At 44.8% G+C, this 24040-nt stretch carries 25 protein-coding genes; 7 read left to right on the forward strand and 18 right to left on the reverse strand.

What is annotated here, in order from left to right; all coding sequences use genetic code 11:
• Positions 1–113 precede the first annotated feature (113 nt).
• Positions 114–1523, reverse strand: a complete 1410-nt coding sequence (gene gndA / locus NST79_RS12430; protein ID WP_003230365.1) for an NADP-dependent phosphogluconate dehydrogenase — start codon at positions 1521–1523, stop codon at positions 114–116.
• A gap of 109 nt (positions 1524–1632) precedes the next feature.
• Entirely contained in the window at positions 1633–2877 is a 1245-nt protein-coding gene (locus NST79_RS12435; RefSeq protein WP_015251756.1) for a DNA polymerase IV, read from the reverse strand.
• A 72-nt stretch (positions 2878–2949) separates the two neighbouring features.
• On the opposite strand from NST79_RS12435, the gene mifM reads away from it, so the two are divergent.
• The 3 genes from mifM to NST79_RS12450 all read left to right on the forward strand — a co-directional run bounded on the left by mifM (position 2950) and on the right by NST79_RS12450 (position 5005).
• Entirely contained in the window at positions 2950–3237 is a 288-nt protein-coding gene (mifM, locus tag NST79_RS12440; RefSeq protein ID WP_010886563.1) for a membrane protein insertion/folding monitor MifM, read from the forward strand.
• Positions 3238–3267: 30 nt separating this feature from the next.
• Positions 3268–4095 carry a membrane protein insertase YidC gene (locus NST79_RS12445; protein ID WP_003230359.1) on the forward strand — a complete coding sequence of 276 codons (828 nt, stop codon included), beginning with the start codon at positions 3268–3270 and terminating at the stop codon, positions 4093–4095.
• A gap of 181 nt (positions 4096–4276) precedes the next feature.
• Positions 4277–5005 (forward strand): DUF2071 domain-containing protein, encoded by a 729-nt coding sequence (locus NST79_RS12450; RefSeq protein ID WP_038427791.1) that lies wholly within the window; start codon positions 4277–4279, stop codon positions 5003–5005.
• 40 nt (positions 5006–5045) lie between these two features.
• Here NST79_RS12450 and NST79_RS12455 read toward each other — a convergent pair whose 3' ends face one another.
• Genes NST79_RS12455 through mce form a run of 3 tightly spaced genes read right to left on the reverse strand, consistent with a single transcriptional unit; the run spans position 5046 to position 8117 of the window.
• The gene (locus NST79_RS12455; RefSeq protein ID WP_003230352.1) at positions 5046–6161 is read right to left on the reverse strand and encodes a tripeptidase T; all 1116 of its coding nucleotides are present in this window, start codon (positions 6159–6161) and stop codon (positions 5046–5048) included.
• 17 nt (positions 6162–6178) lie between these two features.
• Positions 6179–7702, reverse strand: coding sequence for an acyl-CoA carboxylase subunit beta (locus tag NST79_RS12460; RefSeq protein ID WP_072692739.1), 1524 nt, complete (start codon positions 7700–7702; stop codon positions 6179–6181).
• Complete coding sequence (mce, locus tag NST79_RS12465; protein WP_004399095.1) at positions 7695–8117, reverse strand: methylmalonyl-CoA epimerase; 423 nt, start codon at positions 8115–8117, stop codon at positions 7695–7697. The genes NST79_RS12460 and mce overlap by 8 nt, the downstream gene beginning before the upstream one ends.
• Positions 8118–8206: 89 nt before the next feature.
• Here mce and prli42 point away from each other — a divergent pair, with 89 nt between their 5' ends.
• Positions 8207–8299, forward strand: a complete 93-nt coding sequence (gene prli42 / locus NST79_RS12470; protein ID WP_003226489.1) for a stressosome-associated protein Prli42 — start codon at positions 8207–8209, stop codon at positions 8297–8299.
• 19 nt (positions 8300–8318) lie between these two features.
• Here prli42 and NST79_RS12475 read toward each other — a convergent pair whose 3' ends face one another.
• The 6 genes from NST79_RS12475 to brxB form a co-directional block, all read right to left on the reverse strand.
• Positions 8319–8849 (reverse strand): L,D-transpeptidase, encoded by a 531-nt coding sequence (locus NST79_RS12475; RefSeq protein WP_046663554.1) that lies wholly within the window; start codon positions 8847–8849, stop codon positions 8319–8321.
• A 51-nt stretch (positions 8850–8900) separates the two neighbouring features.
• Entirely contained in the window at positions 8901–9869 is a 969-nt protein-coding gene (locus NST79_RS12480; RefSeq protein ID WP_015251753.1) for an aromatic acid exporter family protein, read from the reverse strand.
• Positions 9870–9939: 70 nt separating this feature from the next.
• The gene (gene artR, locus NST79_RS12485; RefSeq protein ID WP_032730384.1) at positions 9940–10662 is read right to left on the reverse strand and encodes an arginine ABC transporter ATP-binding protein ArtR; all 723 of its coding nucleotides are present in this window, start codon (positions 10660–10662) and stop codon (positions 9940–9942) included.
• Positions 10655–11314: an arginine ABC transporter permease ArtQ gene (gene artQ, locus NST79_RS12490; RefSeq protein ID WP_003230340.1), complete on the reverse strand. Its 660-nt coding sequence runs from the start codon at positions 11312–11314 to the stop codon at positions 10655–10657. The genes artR and artQ overlap by 8 nt, the downstream gene beginning before the upstream one ends.
• Before the next feature lie 80 nt (positions 11315–11394).
• On the reverse strand, positions 11395–12162 hold the full coding sequence (artP, locus tag NST79_RS12495) for an arginine ABC transporter substrate-binding protein ArtP (protein ID WP_004398706.1): 768 nt from the start codon (positions 12160–12162) through the stop codon (positions 11395–11397).
• Between the two features lie 267 nt (positions 12163–12429).
• Entirely contained in the window at positions 12430–12867 is a 438-nt protein-coding gene (brxB, locus tag NST79_RS12500) for a bacilliredoxin BrxB (RefSeq protein WP_003226477.1), read from the reverse strand.
• A gap of 160 nt (positions 12868–13027) precedes the next feature.
• On the opposite strand from brxB, the gene NST79_RS12505 reads away from it, so the two are divergent.
• The 3 genes from NST79_RS12505 to bmrR all read left to right on the forward strand — a co-directional run bounded on the left by NST79_RS12505 (position 13028) and on the right by bmrR (position 16100).
• Positions 13028–13921 (forward strand): diacylglycerol kinase family lipid kinase, encoded by an 894-nt coding sequence (locus NST79_RS12505; protein ID WP_212058855.1) that lies wholly within the window; start codon positions 13028–13030, stop codon positions 13919–13921.
• A gap of 100 nt (positions 13922–14021) precedes the next feature.
• Positions 14022–15191, forward strand: coding sequence for a multidrug efflux MFS transporter Bmr (gene bmr, locus NST79_RS12510; protein WP_003230328.1), 1170 nt, complete (start codon positions 14022–14024; stop codon positions 15189–15191).
• Positions 15192–15263: 72 nt separating this feature from the next.
• Positions 15264–16100 carry a multidrug efflux transcriptional regulator BmrR gene (gene bmrR, locus NST79_RS12515; protein WP_029317937.1) on the forward strand — a complete coding sequence of 279 codons (837 nt, stop codon included), beginning with the start codon at positions 15264–15266 and terminating at the stop codon, positions 16098–16100.
• Between the two features lie 54 nt (positions 16101–16154).
• On the opposite strand, the gene bfmBB is transcribed toward bmrR, so the two are convergent.
• From bfmBB to yqiS, 7 genes are read right to left on the reverse strand one after another with little or no spacing between them, the layout of a single operon-like run.
• On the reverse strand, positions 16155–17429 hold the full coding sequence (bfmBB, locus tag NST79_RS12520; protein ID WP_212058858.1) for a dihydrolipoamide acetyltransferase family protein: 1275 nt from the start codon (positions 17427–17429) through the stop codon (positions 16155–16157).
• A 22-nt stretch (positions 17430–17451) separates the two neighbouring features.
• Positions 17452–18435 (reverse strand): 3-methyl-2-oxobutanoate dehydrogenase subunit beta, encoded by a 984-nt coding sequence (gene bfmBAB, locus NST79_RS12525; protein ID WP_004398638.1) that lies wholly within the window; start codon positions 18433–18435, stop codon positions 17452–17454.
• A gap of 13 nt (positions 18436–18448) precedes the next feature.
• Positions 18449–19441, reverse strand: a complete 993-nt coding sequence (gene bfmBAA / locus NST79_RS12530) for a 3-methyl-2-oxobutanoate dehydrogenase subunit alpha (RefSeq protein ID WP_004398565.1) — start codon at positions 19439–19441, stop codon at positions 18449–18451.
• Between the two features lie 21 nt (positions 19442–19462).
• On the reverse strand, positions 19463–20887 hold the full coding sequence (gene lpdA, locus NST79_RS12535) for a dihydrolipoyl dehydrogenase (RefSeq protein WP_139327895.1): 1425 nt from the start codon (positions 20885–20887) through the stop codon (positions 19463–19465).
• A gap of 20 nt (positions 20888–20907) precedes the next feature.
• A complete protein-coding gene (buk, locus tag NST79_RS12540) occupies positions 20908–21999 on the reverse strand; it encodes a butyrate kinase (protein WP_003230311.1) in 1092 nt (363 codons plus the stop codon).
• An 18-nt stretch (positions 22000–22017) separates the two neighbouring features.
• A complete protein-coding gene (gene bcd, locus NST79_RS12545; RefSeq protein WP_085186468.1) occupies positions 22018–23112 on the reverse strand; it encodes a branched-chain amino acid dehydrogenase in 1095 nt (364 codons plus the stop codon).
• Positions 23113–23123: 11 nt separating this feature from the next.
• The gene (gene yqiS, locus NST79_RS12550; RefSeq protein ID WP_160245086.1) at positions 23124–24023 is read right to left on the reverse strand and encodes a phosphate butyryltransferase; all 900 of its coding nucleotides are present in this window, start codon (positions 24021–24023) and stop codon (positions 23124–23126) included.
• Positions 24024–24040: the final 17 nt, after the last annotated feature.

Raw genomic sequence — 24040 nt, forward strand, 5'->3', positions numbered from 1 at the left:
AAAAGCCGAAAATGTTTACAAGCATTTTCGGCTTTTTTACGCTGAACAAAGGTATAACAATCTCCTTAATAACAAAACCCCCAAAGCTTAAGAGCTTCGGGGGTTTCTATTGATTACTTCATCCATTCAGTATGGAAGATGCCTTCTTTGTCAGTACGCTCATAAGTATGAGCGCCAAAGTAGTCGCGCTGTGCTTGAATTAAGTTTGCAGGCAGTACGGCTGTGCGGTAGCTGTCATAGTAGGCTAATGCGCTTGAGAATGATGGCACCGGCACACCTTGGGCAACTGCAAGTGAAATCACTTGGCGAAGCGCTCCTTGATAGCTTTCTACAATATTCTTGAAATAGCTGTCAAGAAGCAGGTTGTCAAGCTCAGGCTCGCGATCGTAAGCTTCTTTGATCTTCTGAAGGAATGCCGCGCGAATGATGCAACCACCGCGGAAGATCATAGCGATTTCACCATATTTCAGATCCCAGTTGTATTCTTCAGAAGCAGCTTTCATTTGGGCAAATCCTTGCGCGTATGAACAGATTTTACTCATGAACAACGCTTTTCTGACCGCTTCAATCAGCTCTTCTTTATTTTCTGTAACAGGCTTCACTTCTGGTCCTGAAAGAAGTCCGCTCGCTTTTACACGCTCTTCCTTCATAGCTGAGATAAAGCGTGCGAATACAGATTCAGTAATAATCGGAAGCGGAACGCCTAAGTCAAGTGCGCTTTGGCTTGTCCATTTTCCTGTTCCTTTTTGGCCTGCTTTATCAAGAATCACATCAACAAGCGGTTTGCCTGTCTCTTCGTCTTTTTTTGTGAAGATGTCAGCCGTAATCTCAATCAGGTAGCTATCAAGCTCACCTTTATTCCATTCAGCGAAAACTTCATGAAGCTCATCAGCAGAAAGGCCCAGCACCTGTTTCAGAATGAAATATGATTCAGAGATCAGCTGCATATCTCCGTATTCAATTCCGTTGTGCACCATTTTTACGTAATGGCCGGCGCCGTCCGGACCGATATATGTCGTACAAGGTTCTCCGTCAACTTTTGCAGAAATGGCTTCAAGAATCGGTTTTACAAGCTCATGTGCTTCTTTTTGTCCGCCAGGCATGATAGAAGGTCCTTTAAGCGCTCCTTCTTCTCCGCCGGAAACGCCTGTTCCGATAAAATGAATGCCGCTTTCAGCGAGTTCTTTGTTACGGCGCTGTGTATCTTTATAGTATGTATTACCGCCGTCAATTAAAATATCATCCTTCTCTAGATGAGGAAGAAGAGATTGAATTGTCGCATCTGTTGCAGTTCCCGCTTTAACCATTAATAAGATTTTGCGCGGTGTTTCCAAGGATTGGACAAATTCTTCAATGCTGTAAGTGCCAACAACATTTTTTCCTTTTGCCTCCTGTAAAAACTCCTCAGTTTTACTGCTTGATCTGTTGTAAACAGAAACAGAAAATCCCCGGCTTTCGATATTTAAAGCCAGATTTTTACCCATGACCGCAAGTCCGATAACGCCGATTTGTTGTTTTGACATATTCTAACGTCCCTTCTGCAAACGTTTAATCATTTTAAAATTTAAATTAAAATAAAATGATATTTATAATAAAGAAATTACCATACATTCACCCTTTTTTTCAAGCGATTCAGCTTTTCTTTTCATCTTGAAAAAAATCTTTATTAAAGCTTGTTCCCTTTGTTTTGCTCTCCTCTTTTTTTAACGTTGCCCCTTTTCTGATCAGTTTGGTACCGTACTTTTTATTCAGCTTTTCCATCATCTGCTGAATGGGCTCATCCTTCGCATCTTCATTAAAGCTGAACAAATCGAGCTGTTTATAGGCCTGCTCTTTTTCTACTAAATCCGTTCCGGTAATGCCAAGCAGCCTGACAGGATTTTTATTCCAATGTTTAAAAAAGAGGTGCTCCGCTTCTTTCAAAATGTCATTTTTTTGATCAATCGGGTTTCTCAGCGTAGTGCTTCTTGTGATGGTTTTCCAATCCGCATATCTAATCATAATAAAAAGCTTCGAAGCCATGACTTCCTTGCGCTGTAAACGGTCACTCACAGAAGCGGCAAGCTTTCTAAAGACGCCTAACAGCTCTTCTTCATCACTGGAATCATGGGAAAGTGTCGATGAGTTGCCGACGCTTTTAAATTCGTAAATGCGCTCCGGGTCAACCGGCGCATGGTGAATGCCATTTGCTTTATTTTTCAGGCGCGGACCGTTGATGCCAAGCAGGCGCTTCAGCGAGTGTTCATCAGCTGCAGCTAGCTCTCCGATTGTATGGATGCCGAGTCCCTTCAGTTTTTCCGCTGTCTTTTTGCCGACTCCGTGCATCTCTCCAACAGGAAGCGGCCACAGGATGTCGGGCACTTGCCTCTTTCTTAAGATCGTAATTCCAAGCGGTTTTTTCATATCAGACGCCATCTTAGCGAGAAATTTATTCGGTGCAATCCCTATGCTTGACGGGAGCAGCAGCTCTTTTTGCAGCCTGCTTTGGATTTCTTTTGCCGTCTCTAGAGCGCGGCTGCTGTATGGTGTATCGGTCATGTCCATATAGCCTTCGTCGATGGAGACAGGCTCCACTAGGTCAGTATATTCACGAAGAATGGTAAACATCGCTCGTGAAGAGTTTCTATAGCGGTCAAAGTTCGGCGGAAGAACGATGAGCTCAGGACAATGGCGCTTCGCTTGCCAAACCGGCATCGTTGTTTTGACGCCGCGCGCTCTTGCTTCGTAGCTGCATGTTACCACAATGCCCTTTCGCTCCTTTACGTTTCCGGCAACTGCGACCGGCTTTCCCCGGAGAGCCGGATCATATGCCATTTCAACCGACGCATAAAAGCTATTCATATCAATATGGAAAATAATTCGGCTCTTTCCCGGCATAAACAAATCTCCTTTTCGGTCATTAGACAACAGCTTGTACATATAGTAAAATGAAGCTATTGAATGGATGTGATGACAATGTTTGTGGAATCGATAAATGACGTTTTATTCTTAGTCGATTTTTTCACAATTATTCTTCCTGCTCTAACGGCAATCGGGATTGCATTCCTCTTACGGGAGTGCCGTGCGGGCGAGCAATGGAAATCAAAACGAACAGATGAACATCAGACGGTCTTTCACATTAACCGAACAGACTTTCTTATTATTATATATCATCGCATTACAACTTGGATACGTAAAGTCTTCCGCATGAATTCGCCTGTGAACGATGAGGAAGACGCCGGTTCTCTTCTTTTATAAACCGCATTTATAAAAAGGAGGAGAACAAAATTGTTAAAAACATATCAAAAACTTTTGGCTATGGGTATCTTTTTGATCGTATTATGCTCGGGCAATGCTGCATTTGCAGCGACTAATCAGGTGGGAGGCCTCAGCAACGTAGGTTTTTTCCACGATTATTTAATCGAACCGTTTTCCGCTCTGCTTAAGGGTGTTGCCGGGCTGTTTCACGGAGAATACGGACTCTCTATTATCCTCGTAACCATTATTGTGCGTATAGTTGTATTGCCTTTGTTTGTCAATCAGTTCAAAAAACAGCGCATCTTCCAAGAGAAAATGGCCGTTATTAAACCTCAGGTTGACAGTATCCAGGTTAAGTTGAAAAAGACGAAGGACCCGGAAAAGCAAAAAGAGCTGCAAATGGAAATGATGAAGCTGTATCAGGAGCATAATATCAACCCGCTTGCGATGGGCTGTCTTCCAATGCTGATTCAGTCTCCGATTATGATTGGGCTTTATTACGCGATTCGCTCAACACCTGAAATTGCGTCACACTCGTTTCTATGGTTCAGTTTAGGGCAATCTGATATTCTCATGTCCCTTAGTGCAGGGATTATGTATTTTGTCCAAGCCTATATCGCTCAAAAACTGAGCGCGAAATATTCCGCTGTCCCGCAAAACCCTGCAGCGCAGCAATCCGCAAAATTGATGGTGTTCATCTTCCCTGTGATGATGACGATTTTCTCGCTTAATGTGCCGGCAGCCCTTCCGCTGTACTGGTTTACAAGCGGACTGTTTTTGACAGTGCAAAACATCGTCCTTCAGATGACGCATCATAAAAGTAAAAAAACAGCCGCTCTTACTGAGTCGGTGAAATAAAAAAGCAACCCCGTGCGAAAAGCCGGGGTTGTTTTTTGTTACTTGCAAAGCATACCGCGCCAAACAGTCTTGTTTATCATGGCTGAAGCAGAAATGGCCATCCTAAAAAATAGCCGTATCGTTTAAAAAGAAGGAAATCGGGAATACCTTTACTCACCTCCAACCGAAAGGAGCATATACGTTGACGGAACGCTTTCAGCAAAAAAATATTTCTGTACCTGATGGAATCTGGATCATGAGACAAACCTGGAATGATGTCTTATTTGCTCACTGGCCTGTTGATGTTTCTATCCTTCGCGCTTTGGTACCGTCCGTTTTAGAATTAGATACATATAACGGGCAAGCTTGGATCAGCATGCTTCCCTTTATGCTCACGAACCTGAGGGCGCGTTATCTTCCTGTCATTCCCGGTGCGCGTGCATTTCCTGAGCTTAACCTCCGCACCTATGTCACGTATAAAGGCAAGCCCGGCATTTATTTTTTTAGCTTAGATGCCGATCATCGTCTGGCGGTCCTTGGCGCTCGCACATTCTTTCATCTGCCTTATTTTTACGCGGATATGAAGTCCGAAAAAAACGGTGATGCCATTGACTATGTCAGCAAGCGGAAAAATGACAAAGAAGCAGCATTCCACGCCGCATACCGGCCCATTTCAGCGCCTTTTACAGCAGAAAAGGATTCGCTCGATTACTGGCTGACAGAACGGTATAGACTCTATACTACCAATCAAAACAAACTCTATTACGAAGACATCCATCATCATCCATGGCTGCTGCAAAACGCCGAAGCGGAAATTTCAGTCAATACGGTGACTGATGCTCACGGCATTGCATTGCCAGAGTCAGACCCCTTGCTTCATTACGCTAAAAAACAGGATGTGTTATTTTGGCCGCTTAGGAAATGGAGCTAAAAAAACCCGATGCGGGAAATCGCACTCGGGTTTTCTTTTTTTATTTTGCCGCCTCTTCAATAATGGCAACAACCATTTCTGCCGTTTTAACGAGCTCTTCGATCGGCATTTTTTCATTTTTTGTATGGATTTGCTCATAACCGACAGCAAGATTGACCGTCGGGATGCCATGACCAGCGATTACGTTCGCGTCGCTTCCGCCGCCGCTCGTTTGCAGCTCGCTTGGACGTCCGATTTTAGCAGCCGCTTTTTTCGCGATTTCAACAACTTGGTCGCCGTCTTGATATTTAAAGCCCGGATACATAACCTCAATTTCGACTTCTGCGCGTCCGCCCATATCAGCAGCTGCCTCTTCAAAAGCAGCTTTCATTTTTTGAACCTGAGCTTCCATTTTCTCAGGAACTAAAGAGCGCGCTTCAGCAAGAATATGAACTTCGTCGCACACAATGTTTGTTTGTGTGCCGCCTTCAAACCGGCCGATATTAGCTGTTGTTTCTTCATCGATACGGCCCAATGGCATTTTTGAAATGGCTTTGCTAGCGATTGTAATCGCTGAAATGCCTTTTTCAGGTTCAACCCCGGCGTGAGCGGTTTTCCCGAAAATTGCCGCTCTTACCTTCGCCTGTGTCGGCGCGGCCACAATGATATTTCCGACTTTTCCGTCTGAATCAAGAGCATAGCCGTAGGATGCAGTGATCATAGAACGGTCAAGCGCCTTCGCTCCGATCAGACCCGATTCTTCCCCTACTGTGATGATGAATTCAATCGTGCCGTGTTCAATGTTTTCTTCTTTCAGCACCTTAATCGCCTCAAACATTGCAGCCAATCCCGCTTTATCATCAGCGCCTAAAATCGTCGTGCCGTCAGTTTTGACGTAACCGTTCTCTACAACTGGTTTTACGCCGTTTCCGGGTACAACTGTGTCCATATGAGATGTAAAATAGATCGTATCTGTTTGTTTTGTCCCTTTTAGCGTGCAAATCAGGTTACCGGCTCCGTGGCCCGTGATATCCATTGTATCGTCTTCTTTAACGTCCACACCTAAATCAGAAAATTTTCGTTTCAGCACTTTGCAGATTTCAGCTTCGTGCTTTGTTTCTGAGTCAATTTGGACAAGCTCTAAAAATTCTTCCAGCAGGCGTTTTTCATTCACCATTTGTAAGTCCCTCCATATTAAAGCGGTATGTTACCGTGCTTTTTTTTCGGTCTCTCTTCTGTCTTATGTGCAAGCATATGAAAAGCTTGAATCAGTCTTCCCCTTGATTCTTCCGGCAAAATGATGTCATCGACCATTCCACAAGCGGCCGCTTTGTATGGGCCGGCGTTTTGCTTTTTGTATTCCGCTGTTTTTTCGCGTTTCGTCTTTTGCGGGTCAGCTGAAGCTTTGATTTCCTTTTCATACAAAATCGATGCCGCACCTTCTGGACCCATCACTGCGATTTCAGCATTCGGCCATGCAAACACAAGGTCCGCTCCGATTGCTTTGCTGTTCATGGCCACATAGGCGCCGCCGTACGCTTTTCTAATGATGAGTGTGACTTTTGGGACAGTCGCTTCTGCATAAGCAAACAATAATTTTGCTCCATGCCTGATGATTCCGTTGTGCTCTTGCTGAATACCGGGCAGAAACCCCGGGACATCCTCAACAGTCAACAGCGGGATATCAAATGCGTCACAAAAACGGATGAACCTTGCTGCTTTATCAGCAGCGTCAATCGTCAAGCTTCCCGCCAGATGCTTCGGCTGGCTCGCCACGATGCCGATTGTTTTTTCACCCAGCCTTGCAAACCCAATGACAATGTTCTTCGCAAAAAATGGCTGAATCTCAAAAAAAGACTGCGGGTCGGCCATCTCCTTAATCACCGTCCGAACATCATACGGCTTTGTCGTGTCAGCAGGCACTAGACGGTTTAATAACGGTCTGGACGCCTCTTTCTCTGGCTTTGGCTCAGTTGTCCGGCCATTCAGCGGCAAATAAGACAGCAGTTTTCTCACCCCTGTCAGAACCTCCTTCTCCGTATGTCCGGAAAAGTGGGCGTTTCCGCTGACGGCATTATGTATCCCCGCTCCGCCTAAGCTCTCCGCATCAACCTGTTCCCCTGTCACTTTTTCAATCACCTTCGGGCCGGTAATAAACATCCGGCCGGTCTGTTCAGCCATAAATATAAAATCTGTGAGTGCCGGAGAATATACAGCGCCTCCAGCGCACGGCCCTAAAATAACCGATATTTGCGGAATGACTCCGGAATATAAGACGTTTCGGTAAAATATGTGACCGTATCCATCTAATGATAACACACCCTCTTGAATTCTCGCACCACCTGAGTCATTCAGCCCGATAATCGGCGCCTTATTTTTTGCTGCCAGATCCATCAAAGCGCAGATTTTCCTGGCATGGGTTTCGCCAAGCGCCCCTCCGTACACTGTGAAGTCTTGCGCAAATACATAAACTGAGCGGCCGTCAATTGTGCCGTACCCTGTCACGACCCCATCCCCTAACATGCGCTGTTCTCTTGTTAACACTTGACTTTCCATGAAGGGATGTAATTCGATAAAGCTGTCCTGATCTAGAAGAAATATGATCCTTTCCCGAGCAGTGAGCTTGCCCTTTTGCCGCTGCTGAGCCAGCTTTTCCCGTCCTCCGCCTTCTTCTGCCTGCTTGCGTTTCGTGTATAAATGATCCATGTGCTCATTCATGTTCATTGTGTTGGTCTCCTTTCGGTTCACAAAGCTCTACAAGAACACCGTTTGTTTCCCGAGGGGAAATAAACGCGATCTTTTTCCCGTTCGCTCCCTGTCTTGGAAACCTGTCAATCAATTGAACATGCTGGTCAGACAATGCTTGAAGCTGTTCAGATAGGCAGTTGCACAAAAACGCAATATGATGCAGTCCTTGCCCTTTCTTCTCCAAAAATAAATGGACGGGGCTGTCAGCTGTCAACGGCTCTATCAGCTCAAGTTTGACGCTACCAGCTTGAAAAAAAGCAACATTCACCTTTTGCTCTTCAACCGTTTCTTGATGAAGAAATGCAAGCCCCAATACATTTTCATAAAAGCTTCTTGCATCTTTTATCGAAAAAACGGCTATCCCGATATGGTCAAGCCTGTTCATTTTCATCCCTGCTTTCGCTAATAGATATCGCTTGTCCGCCCATTCAAAACACGCTAAAATATAGACAGATTGTTTAAGGAGTGAAAATCATGTCTCAAAAACTGATGAAAAGCGTTTTGATCGTGATTTTGGGAGTTTTTATTCTTTCAACTGTACTCTCAGGAATCGTCATGTTTCTATAACGATAAAAAAGCAGGCGCCTTATTCAATGGGAATATCCTGCTTTTTTATCAGAGCTTTATGCTCGATGGCAATCTCCTCAAAAGAGCGGTTGTCGTCCGTGATCAGCACTCTCGTTCCTACTGGTATCGTTTGAAACAAATGAACGACCTCATCGTTATGCATACGTATGCAGCCGTTAGACACAAATTTTCCTACTGATTCCTCTCGGTTTGTCCCATGAATTCCATAAATCCGCCCGTCCGTTCCTTTCGCGTCAAATCCGATCCATCTTGCCCCAAGCGGGTTGTCAGGAGATCCCCCTTCAATATTTTTCTTTCTGTAGTAAGGATTTTCCGCTTTTACCGTTACCGAAAACTCTCCTTCAGGCGTCAAATCATCTGTTTTTCCAGTCGCCACACTATACACGCCTTCTACTCTGTTGTCGAGGATAACAGCAAGTTCATTTGTTTGCTTGTTGACAATAACATATGGATCACCCGGCAGCGGATTTTCGCCGAGCGGCCAAATCGGTGAAATCATCATAATAATCGAACATAAGAAAAAACGCATAAGCTCCTCCTTTTTCATTAGGTTGACCAATGAAGGAAGAGCTCATGCGAATCATCCGAGTGATTTTTGCGCTTTTATTCCTTTAAAATAACTTTTAATCACTAAATATTGTTCCATTTCGCCGAGAAGATGGAAGAGAGCGGCCCTCGCTTCAAATTCCTCTCTAGTCGCCGGAAGCGGCATCTCCTCAAATTCTTTTCTCATGTCAGCAAGTCTTTTCAGAAATTTGTACGCTGTATTCCCAGGGTGTATCGCCTCCCGCAAATCATGAATAAATTCAGCGATCATTTTTCCCTGATCTACCGTAATGGAGATCGATGTCACTTTAGGGAGAAGGCGTTCGATAATTTCAAATTGCTTTTCTCTCATTTTAAAATAATGATAATGCAGATTTTCATAACGCAAAATGTGGTTTTGCACATCTCGATATGCCAGGTTTTTAGCCTCCGTAATAAGCTGGTGCGTTTCCGGAATTTCTTTTCCAGACCAATCTTGCTCACCAGTTAACAAATACCGTTCGATTTCTGCAAAAATGACAGCAAAGTTATCCTCTATCTTTTTACGGTAAGCAATCAGCTTCCGATCAAGACTCGGCATATACAAGTTCATCAATAGAGCGACGCCGATGCCGACCGTAATCAGCTGAACTTCATTCCAGATGAAAGTAGGCGTAATGCCGCCGGACATGTATAAATGAAGGATAATAACAGAACTGGTGACGATACCCTCGTTAATTTTTAACAGAACCGTTATCGGAATGAATATCAAAAGAAGCGCTCCGATCACAAACGGGTGGTAGCCAATAAGCTCGAAAAAGAGATAAGAAAAAGCAATTGCCAGACAGCATGCCGCAAAGCGGGCCCATGAGGCCTGAAGCGACCGTTTTTGTGTGATTTGTATACACAAAATGGTGATGATTCCTGCTGATGCGAAGTTTTGCAAATGCAATAACTGGCTTATATAAATAGCCAAAGCTGTTCCAAGCGCGGTCTTTATTGTGCGGTAACCAATTTTAAACATGTCGGACTCCATTTCTATTTGTTTCTTCAATAAAAAAGAAGAGGCGGCCAGCCTTCTTCTTTTTTATATTCTATAATATTTTCTTTAAAAAGTCCTGCGCTCTTTTGGATTTTGGCGACATAAAAAATTCCTTCGGATTGCCGTCTTCGACAATCATTCCTTGGTCCATAAACAGCACACGGTCTGCCACTTCTTTTGCGAAGCCCATTTCATGTGTGACAATCACCATGGTCATGCCGGTTTCGACCAGCTCTTTCATCACCTGTAGCACTTCTTTGACCATCTCTGGATCAAGGGCGGAGGTCGGCTCGTCAAACAGCATGATGTCCGGATTCATCGCAAGAGCCCTGGCAATCGCGACACGCTGTTTTTGTCCGCCAGACAAACGGTTTGGATAGTCATTTCGCTTTTCAAACAAACCGACTTTGCGGAGCAGGTCCTCAGCTTTCTCCTGTGCAGCCTGTTTTGATTCTTTTTTTACATTGACAGGCGCGTACATGATGTTTTCGAGAACCGTTTTGTGCGGAAAGAGATGAAAATGCTGAAAAACCATCCCGATGTTTTCCCGGACCTTTAATGTGTTGGTTTTCGGCTTCGTAATCTCTGTGTCTTTTATTGTAATGGTTCCGCCGTTAGGCTTTTCCAACAGGTTTAAACAGCGTAAGAACGTTGATTTGCCTGAGCCTGAAGGACCGATCACGGCAACAACCTCACCCTCAGCGATTGTTGTTGAAATGTTTTTTAATACTTCGTGTTTCCCAAATGATTTTGACAGCTTTTCAACCTTAATCATTGGATTTCAGCTTCCTTTCTACAGCCTTGCCGATAAACGTTAAAATCAGGACAAGCACATAATAAATCAATCCCGCGATAATGAGCGGCTCAAGGTAATTGTAAGTGGCGGCGCCAGCTTGATATGCGCGTCTCATGACATCACCAAGCCCGATGACGGTAACGATCGCCGATTCTTTTGTTAACGTAATTAATTCATTCACAATTGCAGGTGATATATTTTTGAAGGCCTGCGGCAGCAGCAGATCTTTCATCATTTTTCCATACGGGACACCGAGTGCAACAGCAGCTTCTTTTTGCCCTTTATCAATGGCATTGATTCCGGCTCTGATAATTTCCGATACATAAGCGGCGGAATTCAAAGACAATGCGACAACCGCAGCCCAAAACTGGTCAATTTGAAATCCGAGCAGCTGAGGAAGGCCAAAATAGACAATCATAAGCTGCAGCACTAAAGGCGTGCCTCGGAACACTGATGTATAAAAATCAGCGATCCAGATAAACGGGCGGAATGTGCTGATCTTGCATAAGCTTAGCACAATACCGAGTATAAGTCCGATAATAGCAGATACAACAACAATTTTTAATGTAATTGCCAAGCCTTCTAATATAAAAGGAATTTGGGGGATCGTTGCTGAAAAATCCAAATTCATAGCCTTTGTCTCCTTTTCTTACAGGAAAAAAGTTTCCTATTCAATAAAAAGGCTCAACGAAAAAGTTGAGCCGCTTTTTTTTACTTCTCGCCAGTGAACCATTTTTTCTTCAATTTCTCAAGCTCTCCGTTATCTTCCATTTCCTTGAGCGCTTTATTGAATTTGTCTGTCAGTTCACTGTCCTTTCTGAAAGCAATTGCTGAACCGGCTTCTTCCGCTTTCGCATCAGGAATCACAAAGCCTTGCAGGTCATCATTTGATTTGAAATACCCTTCTGCAACAATGTCTTCAATAATCGCGGCATCGAAACGGTCAGATTTGATTTCCTGCACCAAATCAGAAATTCTGTTGCGGTCTTCTGTTTTAAAACCATATTCCGGAGAAAGCTCTTTCCCCTTCTCTTCCTGAATAGAGCCAAGCTGAACGCCAACTGTTTTTCCTTTCAGGTCTTTCAAAGATTGAATGCCGCTGTCTTTTTTGCTGACAATCATATGGTTCGCTGTGTAATACACATCGGAAAAATCAACTTGTTTTTTACGCTCAGGCGTTGGTGTCATTCCTGACAGAACGAGATCCACCTGTTTTGATTTAAGCGCTGTAATTAAGCTGTTGAAGTCCATATCCTGCACTTCAATTTCATAGCCTGCCTTCTTTGCCAGAGCTTTTGCCAGCTCTACATCAAAGCCGACAATATTATCTCCTTCTTTATATTCAAACGGTTTGTAATCCGCCGAAGTACCCATAATTAATTTTTTCTTTCCGCTTTCTGAACCTGAATTGCTTGAGCCGCACGCAGTTAATGCAAAGGTGATGCAAGCAGCTACAAGTAATAAGAGCCATTTTTTCATGATCCATTTCCCCCGTATTCATTACTTTTGGTGTATTTGAATATTTATTCGTTAATTTGTATTTTAAACAGTTTCTCATTTTTATGCAATACTATTTTTAAAAATTATCTTTAAGCTTATCTTTCCAGTGATCTCTTCTGATATTACTAGATAAAAATTAAATCGCTGTACAATCCGATTGAATAATCCCTTAATATTTATTCATATATCCTTGGAAATTTATGCACAAAAAAACCCGGGGTGCTTTTAGCATCCGGGTTGTTCGTCTTATACTTCTTCACAATATTCTTCAAAGGCTTCCTGCAGCTTTGCCACTACGGCCATCGGCTCATGGCCTTCAATTTCATGGCGCTCTACCATTTTCATGATCTTTCCGTCTTTCAAAATCGCAAAGGACGGAGAAGATGGCGGATAACCTTCAAAATAGTCACGCGCACGCGCTGTCGCTTCTTTATCCTGTCCGGCAAAAACGGTGACGAGCTGATCAGGTCTTTTATCATAGTGAACGGAATGGTAGGCTGCCGGTCTTGCAATTCCTCCGGCGCATCCGCAAACAGAGTTTACCATGACGAGCGTCGTTCCTTTTTTCGTAAGTGCCTCATCCACCTCTTCGGCTGTTTTAAGCTCGGTGTATCCGGCAGCTGTTATTTCTTGTCTCGCTTGGCGGACAATATCATTCATAAATAAATTAAAGTCCATGTTCAATGAAGACCTCTCCTTTTTCATCATCTGTTCTTATGATAGCAAGGAAACGTCCATATCGGCAAATGACTTTGCTTCGCCGTGCACTTTTTTTGCTCTTCGTTTACTGCTTACAGAAAAAGGGGATTATATAACTAGAAGTAAAATAAAGGAGCAGTTGTATATGAGCCACAGGAAAGCGTTACTGATTCATAACGGAAATGCCGGTAACAAAAATATAGAAAAAGCACTTGGTGCTGTGGTGCCGGTTTTATCTCACCATTTAGATGAGGTGATTATTAAGCAGACAAAGAAAAAGGATGATGCGTATCATTTTTGCCAATCCATTGATGATTCTGTCGACACCGTCTTCATTCTCGGCGGCGACGGCACGATCCATCAATGCATAAATGCTATCAGCGCTCTAGCAAGAAAACCCGCTGTCGGAATTTTGCCCGGCGGCACGTGCAATGACTTTTCAAGAGTGCTTGGCATCCCTCAAAATCTTGCAAAGGCCGCGGAAGCACTTATGGCAGGAAAAAAAACCAGCGTAGACGTATGTCAGATGAATGACCGTTATTTTTTGAATTTCTGGGGGATCGGCTTAATTGCAGAAACGTCGAATCAAATCAACGAAACGGAAAAAGCATTATTGGGAAAAATCAGCTATTTTACAAGTGCCTTGCGAACCGTCTCATCCGCTGCATCGTTTCCGATGACATTAAAAATTGATGGAGAAGAAATTAAAGAAGAAGCCGTTATGCTGCTTGTGATGAATGGCCAATACATTGGAACGAATCGAATTCCTCTGCCCGATGCCAGTATTGAAGACGGCTTACTTGATGTTCTCATATGCCGCAACACCAACCTCACCGCGCTGCGGGAGCTGATGAGCATGGAACAGGGCTCAATTGATCGTTTTACCGGAGAGCTGTCCTATGTCCAGGCCTCCCGTATCGAGATTGAAACAGACACTGCCAAAAAGGCGGATATGGATGGAGAAGTTTATACACATACACCCGCAGTCATTCAGGTCCTGCCGCAGCATATCGACATGCTTGTTCCCGCAAATGAATAACTGTCATAAGGCTTTAGAAAGATTTTGCAAATCCGTTGACTCTCCCCTAGGAGGAGGTCTTACAGTATAAGGGATACACACTTGAAAAAGGGGAAGTCATATGGAGAAGAAAAATATTACCTTAACTATATTATTAACCAATTTATTTATTGCTTTTTTGGGGATCGGGCTTGTGATTCCAGTAACGCCGACCATTATGAATGAATTGCATTTATCGGGAACCGCGGTCGGCTATATGGTTGCCTGCTTCGCTATTACACAGCTCATTGTCTCACCAATAGCCGGACGATGGGTTGATCGCTTCGGGCGCAAGATCATGATCGTGATCGGCCTGTTGTTCTTTAGTGTGTCGGAGTTTTTATTCGGCATTGGAAAAACAGTTGAGATGTTATTTATCTCCCGTATGCTGGGCGGTATCAGCGCAGCCTTCATTATGCCCGGGGTCACGGCTTTTATCGCAGATATCACGACCATTAAAACACGGCCAAAAGCGCTCGGTTATATGTCAGCCGCTATTTCAACAGGATTTATTATCGGCCCCGGCATCGGGGGATTTTTAGCAGAAGTCCATTCCCGGCTGCCTTTTTTCTTTGCGGCAGCTTTTGCACTGTTAGCAGCCATTTTATCAATCCTCACGCTGCGCGAGCCGGAACGAAACCCTGAAAATCAGGAAATAAAAGGGCAGAAGACAGGCTTTAAACGGATTTTTGCCCCCATGTATTTCATAGCTTTTCTCATTATCTTAATTTCGTCTTTTGGTTTAGCATCATTTGAATCTTTATTTGCATTATTCGTGGATCATAAATTCGGTTTTACGGCCAGCGACATTGCCATTATGATTACAGGAGGAGCGATTGTTGGCGCCATTACGCAAGTCGTCTTATTCGACCGCTTCACAAGATGGTTTGGTGAAATCCATTTAATTCGGTACAGCTTAATTCTCTCGACGAGTCTGGTATTCTTGCTGACAACGGTACATTCATATGTTGCGATTCTGCTGGTGACAGTCACCGTATTTGTCGGATTTGATCTCATGCGGCCTGCGGTAACGACTTACCTGTCAAAGATTGCGGGAAATGAACAGGGGTTTGCCGGCGGTATGAATTCAATGTTTACAAGTATCGGCAATGTATTCGGGCCTATTATCGGCGGAATGCTGTTCGATATAGATGTAAACTATCCTTTCTACTTTGCAACGGTCACCTTAGCCATAGGGATTGCACTGACCATTGCTTGGAAAGCGCCTGCACATCTTAAAGCCAGCACGTGATAAGAAGCGCATTCTTTGTGTACTGCAAAGAATGCGCTTCTTCTTTATACTGATGATAGAAGGAGTGATGGCATGAAGGAATCGTATTACTCAATTGGGGAAGTATCAAAACTGGCAAACGTGTCGATAAAAGCGCTCCGTTATTACGATAAAATTGATTTATTTAAACCAGCCTACGTCGACCCGGATACCAGCTACCGCTATTATACAGATTCTCAGCTCATTCATCTGGATTTGATCAAATCATTGAAATATATCGGCACACCTTTAGAAGAGATGAAAAAAGCACAGGACTTAGAGATGGAAGAACTGTTTACTTTTTATACAGAGCAGGAGAGGCAAATCAGGGAGAAATTAGACTTTTTATCAGCCCTGGAGCAAACCATTTCATTGGTGAAAAAGCGGATGAAACGGCAGATGGAATATCCCGCGCTCGGTGAGGTGTTTGTTTTAGATGAAGAAGAAATACGGATCATTCAGACAGAGGCAGAAGGAATCGGGCCTGAAAACGTGCTCAACGCCTCCTACAGCAAATTAAAAAAATTTATCGAGTCAGCAGATGGATTTACGAACAATAGCTACGGCGCTACTTTCTCTTTTCAGCCCTACACCAGCATTGATGAAATGACTTACCGTCATATTTTCACGCCTGTATTGACGAATAAACAGATTTCATCAATTACGCTGGATATGGAAATCACAACGATCCCTAAAGGGAGGTATGCGTGTATCGCGTATAATTTTTCGCCTGAACATTATTTTCTCAACTTACAGAAGCTTATCAAGTATATCGCAGACCGCCAATTAACAGTTGTCAGTGATGTATACGAGTTAATCATACCGATTCATTACTCCCCGAAAAAACAAGAAGAATATCGTGTCGAAATGAAAATACGAATCGCTGAATAATAGAAAAAGAGCATTTTTTGAAACAAAACTTCAAAAAATGCTCTTTTTTCTTATTTAGTAAACAGATGTCTTCTCGTCAATCGATTCTAAAATTTGTTTCACTCGTCCGAGGAATCGTCCGCACACGAGACCGTCAAGCACTCTGTGATCTAAGGACAGACACAGATTAACCATGTCTCTGACAGCAATCATGCCATTCTCCATGACAACCGGGCGTTTGACGATGGATTCTACTTGAAGAATCGCAGCCTGAGGGTAGTTGATAATGCCCATCGACTGAACAGACCCGAACGAACCTGTGTTGTTGACGGTAAACGTGCCTCCCTGCATGTCATCTGCAGTGAGTTTTCCGTCTCTTACTTTTTTAGCTAGGCCGGTAATGTCTTTCGCAATGCCTTTAATTGTTTTTTCATCAGCGTTTTTAATCACCGGAACAAATAAAGAATCCTCTGTGGCAACTGCAATTGAAATATTGATATCCTTTTTCTGAATAATTTTGTCCCCCGCCCACATGCTATTCATTTGCGGGAATTCTTTTAACGCCTGAGCGACCGCTTTTACAAAAAAGGCGAAGAACGTTAAATTAAAGCCTTCTGTCTTCTTAAAGGAATCTTTTATACTGTTGCGATATGCAACCATATTTGTGACGTCGACTTCCATCATCGTCCAAGCATGCGGAATTTCTGTTTTGCTTCGCTTCATATTGGAAGCAATTGCTTTTCTTACACCTGTGACAGGGATTTCTTTATCACCGGCTGCAGATGCAGGATATGACGTCTCTTCTTTTGGCTCAGGTTTTGATGCAGACTTCGGTGCAGGAGCTGCTGTTTTCAGCTCCTCAGGATTCTGTTCTTGCACGCCGCCTGTTTCAATTAAGCGCTGAATATCTTTTCGTGTGATGCGCCCGCCGGCACCTGTTCCTGTTACTTGTTCTAGATCTATGCCGTGCTCTCCGGCCAAACGGAGTACAGCTGGCGAGTAGCGCTTTTTATTGGGCTGATCAGCGGCTTCGGCACTTTTTGCAGCAGGCGTCTCAGCGGCTTTTGATGCAGCTGGCTGTTCTTGATTTTGTTCAGCCGGATTCGCGCCTTCTGTTTCAATTTTGCAAATCACTTCTCCGACTTGCAGGGTTTGGCCTTCTTCTCCCACAAGCTCTGTTATTGTACCAGTAAAAGAAGACGGAACCTCTGCATTTACCTTATCTGTCATGACTTCCGCGATCGGATCGTATTTGTTCACTTTATCACCGGGGGCGACAAGCCATTTGCTGATCGTCCCCTCTGTTACGCTTTCTCCAAGCTGCGGCATCGTCATTTGTTCAATTGCCATGATTGTATCCTCCCTTACGTCTTTAAAACTCCGCTAATTCTCTCATCGCCGCTTCCACTTTATCAGGGTTGACCATAAAGTATTTTTCCATTGTCGGCGCATAAGGCATAGCCGGAATATCAGGACCTGCAAGCCGTTTGATCGGCGCGTCTAAGTCGAACAGACAATGCTCGGATATAATTGCGGCTACTTCGCTCATGATGCTGCCTTCTTTTGTATCTTCTGTGACCAAAAGAACCTTTCCAGTTTTGGACGCAGCTTCGATAATCGCTTCTTTATCAAGCGGGTAAACTGTTCTTAAATCCACCACATGCGCTGAAATGCCATCTTTTTCGAGACGTTCTGCAGCTTGTAAGGCAAAGTGGACACACAGACCGTATGTGATCACTGTGATGTCGTCGCCTTCCCGTTTTACGTCAGCCTTGCCGATTGGCAGGACATAATCATCAGCCGGAACCTCTCCCTTTATCAGACGGTACGCCCGCTTGTGCTCAAAAAACAGCACCGGGTCTTCGTCACGAACTGCGGCTTTTAATAGACCCTTGGCGTCATATGGTGTTGATGGCATGACAATTTTCAGTCCGGGCTGGTTGGCGAAAATTGCTTCGACTGATTGAGAATGATACAAGGCTCCGTGCACGCCTCCGCCGTATGGCGCTCTGACGACAATCGGACAGCTCCAGTCATTGTTGCTACGGTAGCGGATTTTAGCCGCCTCAGAAATAATTTGGTTGACCGCCGGCATAATGAAATCAGCAAACTGCATTTCAGCAATCGGTCTCATTCCGTACATTGCCGCTCCGATACCGACTCCTGCGATCGCAGATTCAGCAAGCGGCGTATCCATAACGCGCTCTTCCCCAAATTGTTCATAGAGTCCGGCTGTCGCTTTAAACACACCGCCTTTTCTTCCTACATCTTCCCCAAGGACGAAGACGCGAGAATCTCGTTCCATTTCTTCTTTCATCGCCAAATTGATTGCATCAATATATGACATTACTGACATTTGTTCTTCCTCCCTACTTCGCATACACATAATCAAGCGCTGACTCAGGAGCTGCATAAGGGGCGTTCTCCGCTTCATCCGTCGCTTCATTTACGATTGCCATAATTTCATCCAGCATGGTTTGTTCTATCTCATCGGACAGCAGGCCTGTTTCCTTTAAGTAAGCTTGATAAGTAAGCAGGGGATCACTTTTTTTCGCTTCCTCTACTTCTTCACGGCCTCTGTAGCTGCTGTCATCGTCATCACTGGAATGTGGTGTAAGGCGGTAAGAAATCGTTTCAATTAATGTCGGGCCTTCTCCTCTGCGTGCCCTTTCGCGTGCTTCTTTAACCGCTTGATAAACTTCCAGCGGATCATTTCCATTCACAGTTACGCCAGGCATCCCATAGCCTATGGCACGGTCGGAAATGTTCTCACAAGCGACTTGCTTATCGTAAGGCACTGAGATTGCGTATTTGTTGTTTTCACACATGAAAATAACCGGCAGCTTATGGACAGCGGCAAAGTTTGCCCCTTCATGGAAATCGCCTTGGTTTGAAGACCCTTCCCCGAATGTAACAAAGGCTGCGATATCCTTTTTCTCCATACGTCCCGCAAGCGCAATACCGACTGCGTGCGGCACTTGCGTTGTAACCGGAGATGATCCCGTCACAATGCGGTTTTTCTTTTGTCCGAAATGCCCTGGCATCTGGCGGCCTCCTGAGTTCGGATCTGCTGCTTTTGCAAACCCGGACATCATTAAGTCCTTTGCTGTCATGCCAAACGCGAGCACGACACCCATGTCTCTGTAGTACGGCAATACATAATCCATTTCACGGTCAAGTGCGAAAGCCGCTCCTACTTGTGCTGCTTCCTGTCCTTGACAAGAGATTACAAATGGAATTTTGCCAGAACGGTTTAAGAGCCACATTCTTTCATCGATTTTTCTTGCTAACAGCATGGTTCTATACATATCAACGGCTTCCTGATCAGTCAGCCCTAGTGCTTGATGTCGGTTTGTACTCATTCAAGCCCCTCCTTTATGCTTTTAAAAATGAATGGCTTTGCCATCTACGGCAAGCGCTGCTTCTCCAATTGCTTCAGAAAGCGTTGGATGCGGGTGAATCGTTTGCCCGACCTCCCACGGCGTTGCGTCCAGCACTTTGGCAAGACCCGCTTCAGAAATCATGTCGGTGACATGCGGGCCGATCATATGAACGCCGAGAATATCATCTGTATCTCGGTCCGCCACGATTTTGACAAAACCGTCGCTTTCACCGTATACAAGCGCTTTTCCAATCGCCATAAACGGGAACTTGCCGATTTTGACATTATGCCCGTTCGCCTTTGCTTCGTCTTCGGTTAAGCCGACACTGGCAGCTTCAGGGCTTGAGTAAATGCACTTCGGCACAAGCGTCGGATCAAGCGGATGCGGATTGAGACCTGCAAAATGCTCAACAGCAATAATTCCCTCATGTGAAGCAACGTGAGCTAACTGCAGGCCACCGATTACGTCTCCGATTGCATAAATATGAGATTCCTTCGTTTGGCAGCTTTCATTGACTGAAATCATGCCATTTTCAGTAACAATATCGGTGTTCTCTAGGCCGATGCCTTCGATATTTGCCTGTCTGCCGATGGAAACAAGCATTTTCTCAGCAGAGTAGGTAACGGTTTCTCCGTCTTTTTCCGCTTGTATGCTGATATCATCTGATGTTTTTGTCATTGTGTCAGGCAGCACTTTTGCCCCTATTATGAACTGGATGCCTTTTTTCTTAAGAAGACTTTCCATTTCTTTTGAAATCTCTAGATCTTCAGTCGGCAATATGCGATCCGCGTATTCAATAACTGTTACCTTCACACCAAAATCATGAAGCATAGACGCCCATTCGATACCGATAACCCCTCCGCCGACAATGATGATTGATTGTGGCAGCTCCTCCATTTGGAGCGCCTCATCTGAAGTCAGTACAGACTTACCGTCCGCTTCAAGGCCCGGAAGCATTCTCGGTCTTGATCCTGTTGCAATGATCACTTGTTTCGGTATCAGCATGTCATTTTCTTCGCCATTTCCCCGCTCAACAGAAATTGTTCCCGGCAGCGGAGAGAAGATTGACGGTCCAAGGATACGTCCATATCCGGTGTACACGTCAATTTTTCCTTTTTTCATTAAATGATTTACACCCGCTGCAAGCTTATCAACAACGGCTTGCTTACGCTGCTGCACTTTTTCAAAGTTGAGGGACACGCCAGCCGTTTCCACCCCGAATTGATCGGCTTCACGAGCTGTCCGGTATACCTCTGCGCTTCTAAGCAGCGCTTTACTCGGGATACAGCCTTTATGCAGACATGTTCCTCCGAGTTTTTCCTTTTCCACAACGGCTGTTTTTAAGCCGAGCTGAGCGGCTCTGATGGCCGCAACATAACCGCCGGTACCGCCGCCCAGAATGACTACGTCATACTCAGTTGCCATGGTGACTCACTCCTGTCTGTCTATTCAATACGATATTGTTTGGATTGCTCTTCGCCCTGCAATACTCTGAGCGCCCCTTGGGCAAGAGACTGCAGTTCATTTTCACCCGGATAGACTAAAACGTCTGAAATCCAATCTATGTATGATCTGATAGCAGAAACAAAGCTTTTGCCGTACGCAAGGCCTCCCGTCAGCACAATCGCTTCAACTTCGCCTTTTAACGCCGCGCTGGCTGCCCCGATTTCCTTTGCTACCTGATATGCCATGGCATCATAAATGAAGCGGGCTTTTTCATCGCCCCCTTGAATCATCTGTTCCACTTTTACTGCATCATTAGTACCGAGATAGCCTAAAAGTCCGCCGGTGCCAACAAGCTTTTTCATGATTTCTTCTTTTGTATATTCCCCTGAAAAACATAGATCAACAAGATCTCCCGCAGGCACTGTTCCTGCTCGTTCAGGACTGAATGGTCCCTCGCCGTGCAGGCCGTTATTGACATCTACCACTCGCCCGCGGTCATGGACGCCAATTGTAATACCTCCGCCCATATGGGTAATAATCATTTTCATGTTCTCATATCGTTTGCCAAGAGAGGCTGCCGCTTTACGAGCGACAGCTTTTTGGTTTAACGCATGGAAAATGCTTTTCCGTTCAATTTCAGGCATGCCTGACACTTTCGCAAGCACTGACATTTCGTCTACGACAACAGGGTCGACGATATACGAAGGGATATTCAGGCCATCAGCGATTTCCCGCGCGATAATGCCGCCGAGATTAGAAGCATGCTGACCGGCGTAGCCGCTTTTCAAATCCTCAATCATCTCATCATTCACTACGTAGGTCCCGCCTTCAATTGGCCGGAGAAGGCCGCCTCTTGCGCAGACTGCATCAAACTTTGAAATATTGATTCCCTGTTCATGAAGCGTTTCGAGAATATGGTTTTTACGAAATTCATACTGATCAATAATTCGGTCAAATCGCTGCAGCTCTTCTATGTTGTGTCTCAATGTTTTTTCAAAAATGCTTCTTTCGTTATGAAAAACACCGATTTTCGTTGAAGTTGAGCCTGGATTAATTGTGAGAATGCGTTTTTCGTCATGTAGCACTTTCATAACCTCCAGATCAATTTCTTAACGTCTGCTTAATACACTGTGGCCGTTTTGCAAAAACTGGCTTCTTGAGCGGCGCATGCGTTCAATCCGTTCCTCTGCCAAGCGGTCAGCCGCTAAATATGCAGGAATGCCGTCACGCTGAGAAATCTCTAGTACACGCTCGATATTGCCGTAAATGCCTTCGACTTTTTTCAATGCACGTTCTGCATTATAGCCGTAAAGCTCATCTGCCACGTTGATAACACCGCCCGCGTTAATCACGTAATCCGGTGCATAAACAATGCCCATTTCGTGAATTTGATCACCATGGCGTGTCTCTTTTAATTGGTTGTTAGCCGCACCTGCGATCACTTTCGCCTTCAGCTGTTTAATGGTGTCGTCGTTAATAGTCGCACCAAGGGCACACGGCGCATAAATATCGCAGTCTTGTGAATAAATGTCATCAGGATCTACAGCACGGGCGCCAAAATCTTCAACTGCACGCTGTACAGATTGTTTGTTGATATCCGTAACGATTAAGTTTGCTCCTTCTTCATGCAGGTGGCGGCAAAGGTTATAGGCTACGTTCCCAACACCCTGTACAGCAATGGTTTTTCCTTCAAGAGAGTCGGTTCCGAAAGCAGCTTTAGCTGCTGCCTTCATTCCTCTGTACACCCCGTACGCTGTGACTGGGGACGGATTTCCAGAAGAGCCGAACGCAGGAGAAATCCCTGTAACGTAGTCTGTTTCATCATGAATGATATCCATATCCTCGACCGTTGTGCCCACATCTTCAGCCGTGATGTATCTGCCGTTCAGCCCTTGAATATAGCGGCCAAACGCGCGGAACATTTCTTCATTTTTGTCTGTGCGCGGATCGCCGATAATGACTGTTTTTCCGCCGCCAAGGTTTAAGCCTGCCGCCGCGTTCTTATAGGTCATGCCTCTAGCCAATCTGAGCGCATCTTCAATTGCCGCTTCTTCATTTTCATATGTCCACATTCTCGTTCCGCCAAGCGCCGGACCAAGCGTTGTATCATGAATCGCGATAATCGCTTTTAATCCAGATTGTTCATCCTGGCAGAATACCAATTGTTCGTAATCGTATTTCTCCATATATTTAAAAAGTTCCATGTTCGTTCCTCCTAATGTGTGTATTCTTCGGATGCGCATATTGCCAGCGCAATGGAATACAGTTTATTTTCAGCAGAGTCCGCTCTGCTTGTTAAGGCAATCGGTGCTTTGGCTCCTGTTATGACAGCCGCCACGCTGGCTTTGGCAAAATAAATCAGTGATTTATATAAAATATTGCCGGCCTCAATTGTTGGGACGAGAAGGATATCTGCGTTGCCCGCTACGTCTCCCGAAATTTTTTTCTGAGCCGCGGCAATTTGTGAAACTGCGTTATCCAAAGCAAGCGGTCCATCAACAATGCAACCTTTGATCTGGCCCCTTTTGTACATTTGAGCTAGAGAAGCTGCATTCACGGTCGCTTCCATTTTAGGGTTCACCGTTTCGACCGCTGCAAGAGCAGCTGCTTTTGGCATATTGTTCCCCACTGCATGGGCCACATGAACGGCATTTTGCAAAATCTGCCGGAGCTCTTCCAGCGAAGGAGCAATATTCATTGCCGAATCTGTCACAAACATCAGCCGGTCAAAATCCGGTATATCGAAGACAGCCACGTGAGAAAGGACACTTGCTGACCGAAGCCCCTCCTGTCTGTTCAATACCGCTTTAAGCAAAACAGAAGTCGGCACATTGCCTTTCATTAAAACGTCCGCTGTTTTATGGTGTACAGCACGAACCGCTAATTTCGCCGATTCCTCAGGAGTATCAGCATGGACGATTTCCACTTGATGCCCTTGCATGGATGATGTCAGATCGTTCAGTTTTGTGCTGTCGCCCGTTAACAAGAAACGGGCGGATAGGTGCTCGGCTGCCAGCTTTACAGCCCGGATCACTTCCTCATCCTCAGCATGAGCAACCGCAATGGTCTTATTTTTGTGTATCGACGCTTTGCCGATTAAATCTTTCAGCTTCATCTGTTACCACCTTTCTT

The organism is Bacillus sp. PS196 (assembly GCF_037963555.1).
Taxonomy (GTDB): domain Bacteria; phylum Bacillota; class Bacilli; order Bacillales; family Bacillaceae; genus Bacillus; species Bacillus subtilis.

Bases quoted from the DNA above. Each gene is read 5' to 3' on its own strand.
- lpdA (WP_139327895.1), bottom strand. From the start codon at position 20,887: ATGGCAACTGAGTATGACGTAGTCATTCTGGGCGGCGGTACCGGCGGT.
- bfmBB (WP_212058858.1), bottom strand. From the start codon at position 17,429: ATGGCAATTGAACAAATGACGATGCCGCAGCTTGGAGAAAGCGTAACA.
- bmrR (WP_029317937.1), top strand. From the start codon at position 15,264: ATGAAGGAATCGTATTACTCAATTGGGGAAGTATCAAAACTGGCAAAC.
- bmr (WP_003230328.1), top strand. From the start codon at position 14,022: ATGGAGAAGAAAAATATTACCTTAACTATATTATTAACCAATTTATTT.
- bfmBAA (WP_004398565.1), bottom strand. From the start codon at position 19,441: ATGAGTACAAACCGACATCAAGCACTAGGGCTGACTGATCAGGAAGCC.
- NST79_RS12480 (WP_015251753.1), bottom strand. From the start codon at position 9,869: ATGTTTAAAATTGGTTACCGCACAATAAAGACCGCGCTTGGAACAGCT.
- gndA (WP_003230365.1), bottom strand. From the start codon at position 1,523: ATGTCAAAACAACAAATCGGCGTTATCGGACTTGCGGTCATGGGTAAA.
- prli42 (WP_003226489.1), top strand. From the start codon at position 8,207: ATGTCTCAAAAACTGATGAAAAGCGTTTTGATCGTGATTTTGGGAGTT.
- mifM (WP_010886563.1), top strand. From the start codon at position 2,950: ATGACAATGTTTGTGGAATCGATAAATGACGTTTTATTCTTAGTCGAT.
- yqiS (WP_160245086.1), bottom strand. From the start codon at position 24,023: ATGAAGCTGAAAGATTTAATCGGCAAAGCGTCGATACACAAAAATAAG.
- NST79_RS12460 (WP_072692739.1), bottom strand. From the start codon at position 7,702: ATGAATGAGCACATGGATCATTTATACACGAAACGCAAGCAGGCAGAA.
- artR (WP_032730384.1), bottom strand. From the start codon at position 10,662: ATGATTAAGGTTGAAAAGCTGTCAAAATCATTTGGGAAACACGAAGTA.
- NST79_RS12505 (WP_212058855.1), top strand. From the start codon at position 13,028: ATGAGCCACAGGAAAGCGTTACTGATTCATAACGGAAATGCCGGTAAC.
- bfmBAB (WP_004398638.1), bottom strand. From the start codon at position 18,435: ATGTCAGTAATGTCATATATTGATGCAATCAATTTGGCGATGAAAGAA.
- buk (WP_003230311.1), bottom strand. From the start codon at position 21,999: ATGAAAGTGCTACATGACGAAAAACGCATTCTCACAATTAATCCAGGC.
- bcd (WP_085186468.1), bottom strand. From the start codon at position 23,112: ATGGAACTTTTTAAATATATGGAGAAATACGATTACGAACAATTGGTA.
- NST79_RS12475 (WP_046663554.1), bottom strand. From the start codon at position 8,849: ATGCGTTTTTTCTTATGTTCGATTATTATGATGATTTCACCGATTTGG.
- artQ (WP_003230340.1), bottom strand. From the start codon at position 11,314: ATGAATTTGGATTTTTCAGCAACGATCCCCCAAATTCCTTTTATATTA.
- artP (WP_004398706.1), bottom strand. From the start codon at position 12,162: ATGAAAAAATGGCTCTTATTACTTGTAGCTGCTTGCATCACCTTTGCA.
- mce (WP_004399095.1), bottom strand. From the start codon at position 8,117: ATGAACAGGCTTGACCATATCGGGATAGCCGTTTTTTCGATAAAAGAT.
- NST79_RS12455 (WP_003230352.1), bottom strand. From the start codon at position 6,161: ATGGTGAATGAAAAACGCCTGCTGGAAGAATTTTTAGAGCTTGTCCAA.
- NST79_RS12435 (WP_015251756.1), bottom strand. From the start codon at position 2,877: ATGCCGGGAAAGAGCCGAATTATTTTCCATATTGATATGAATAGCTTT.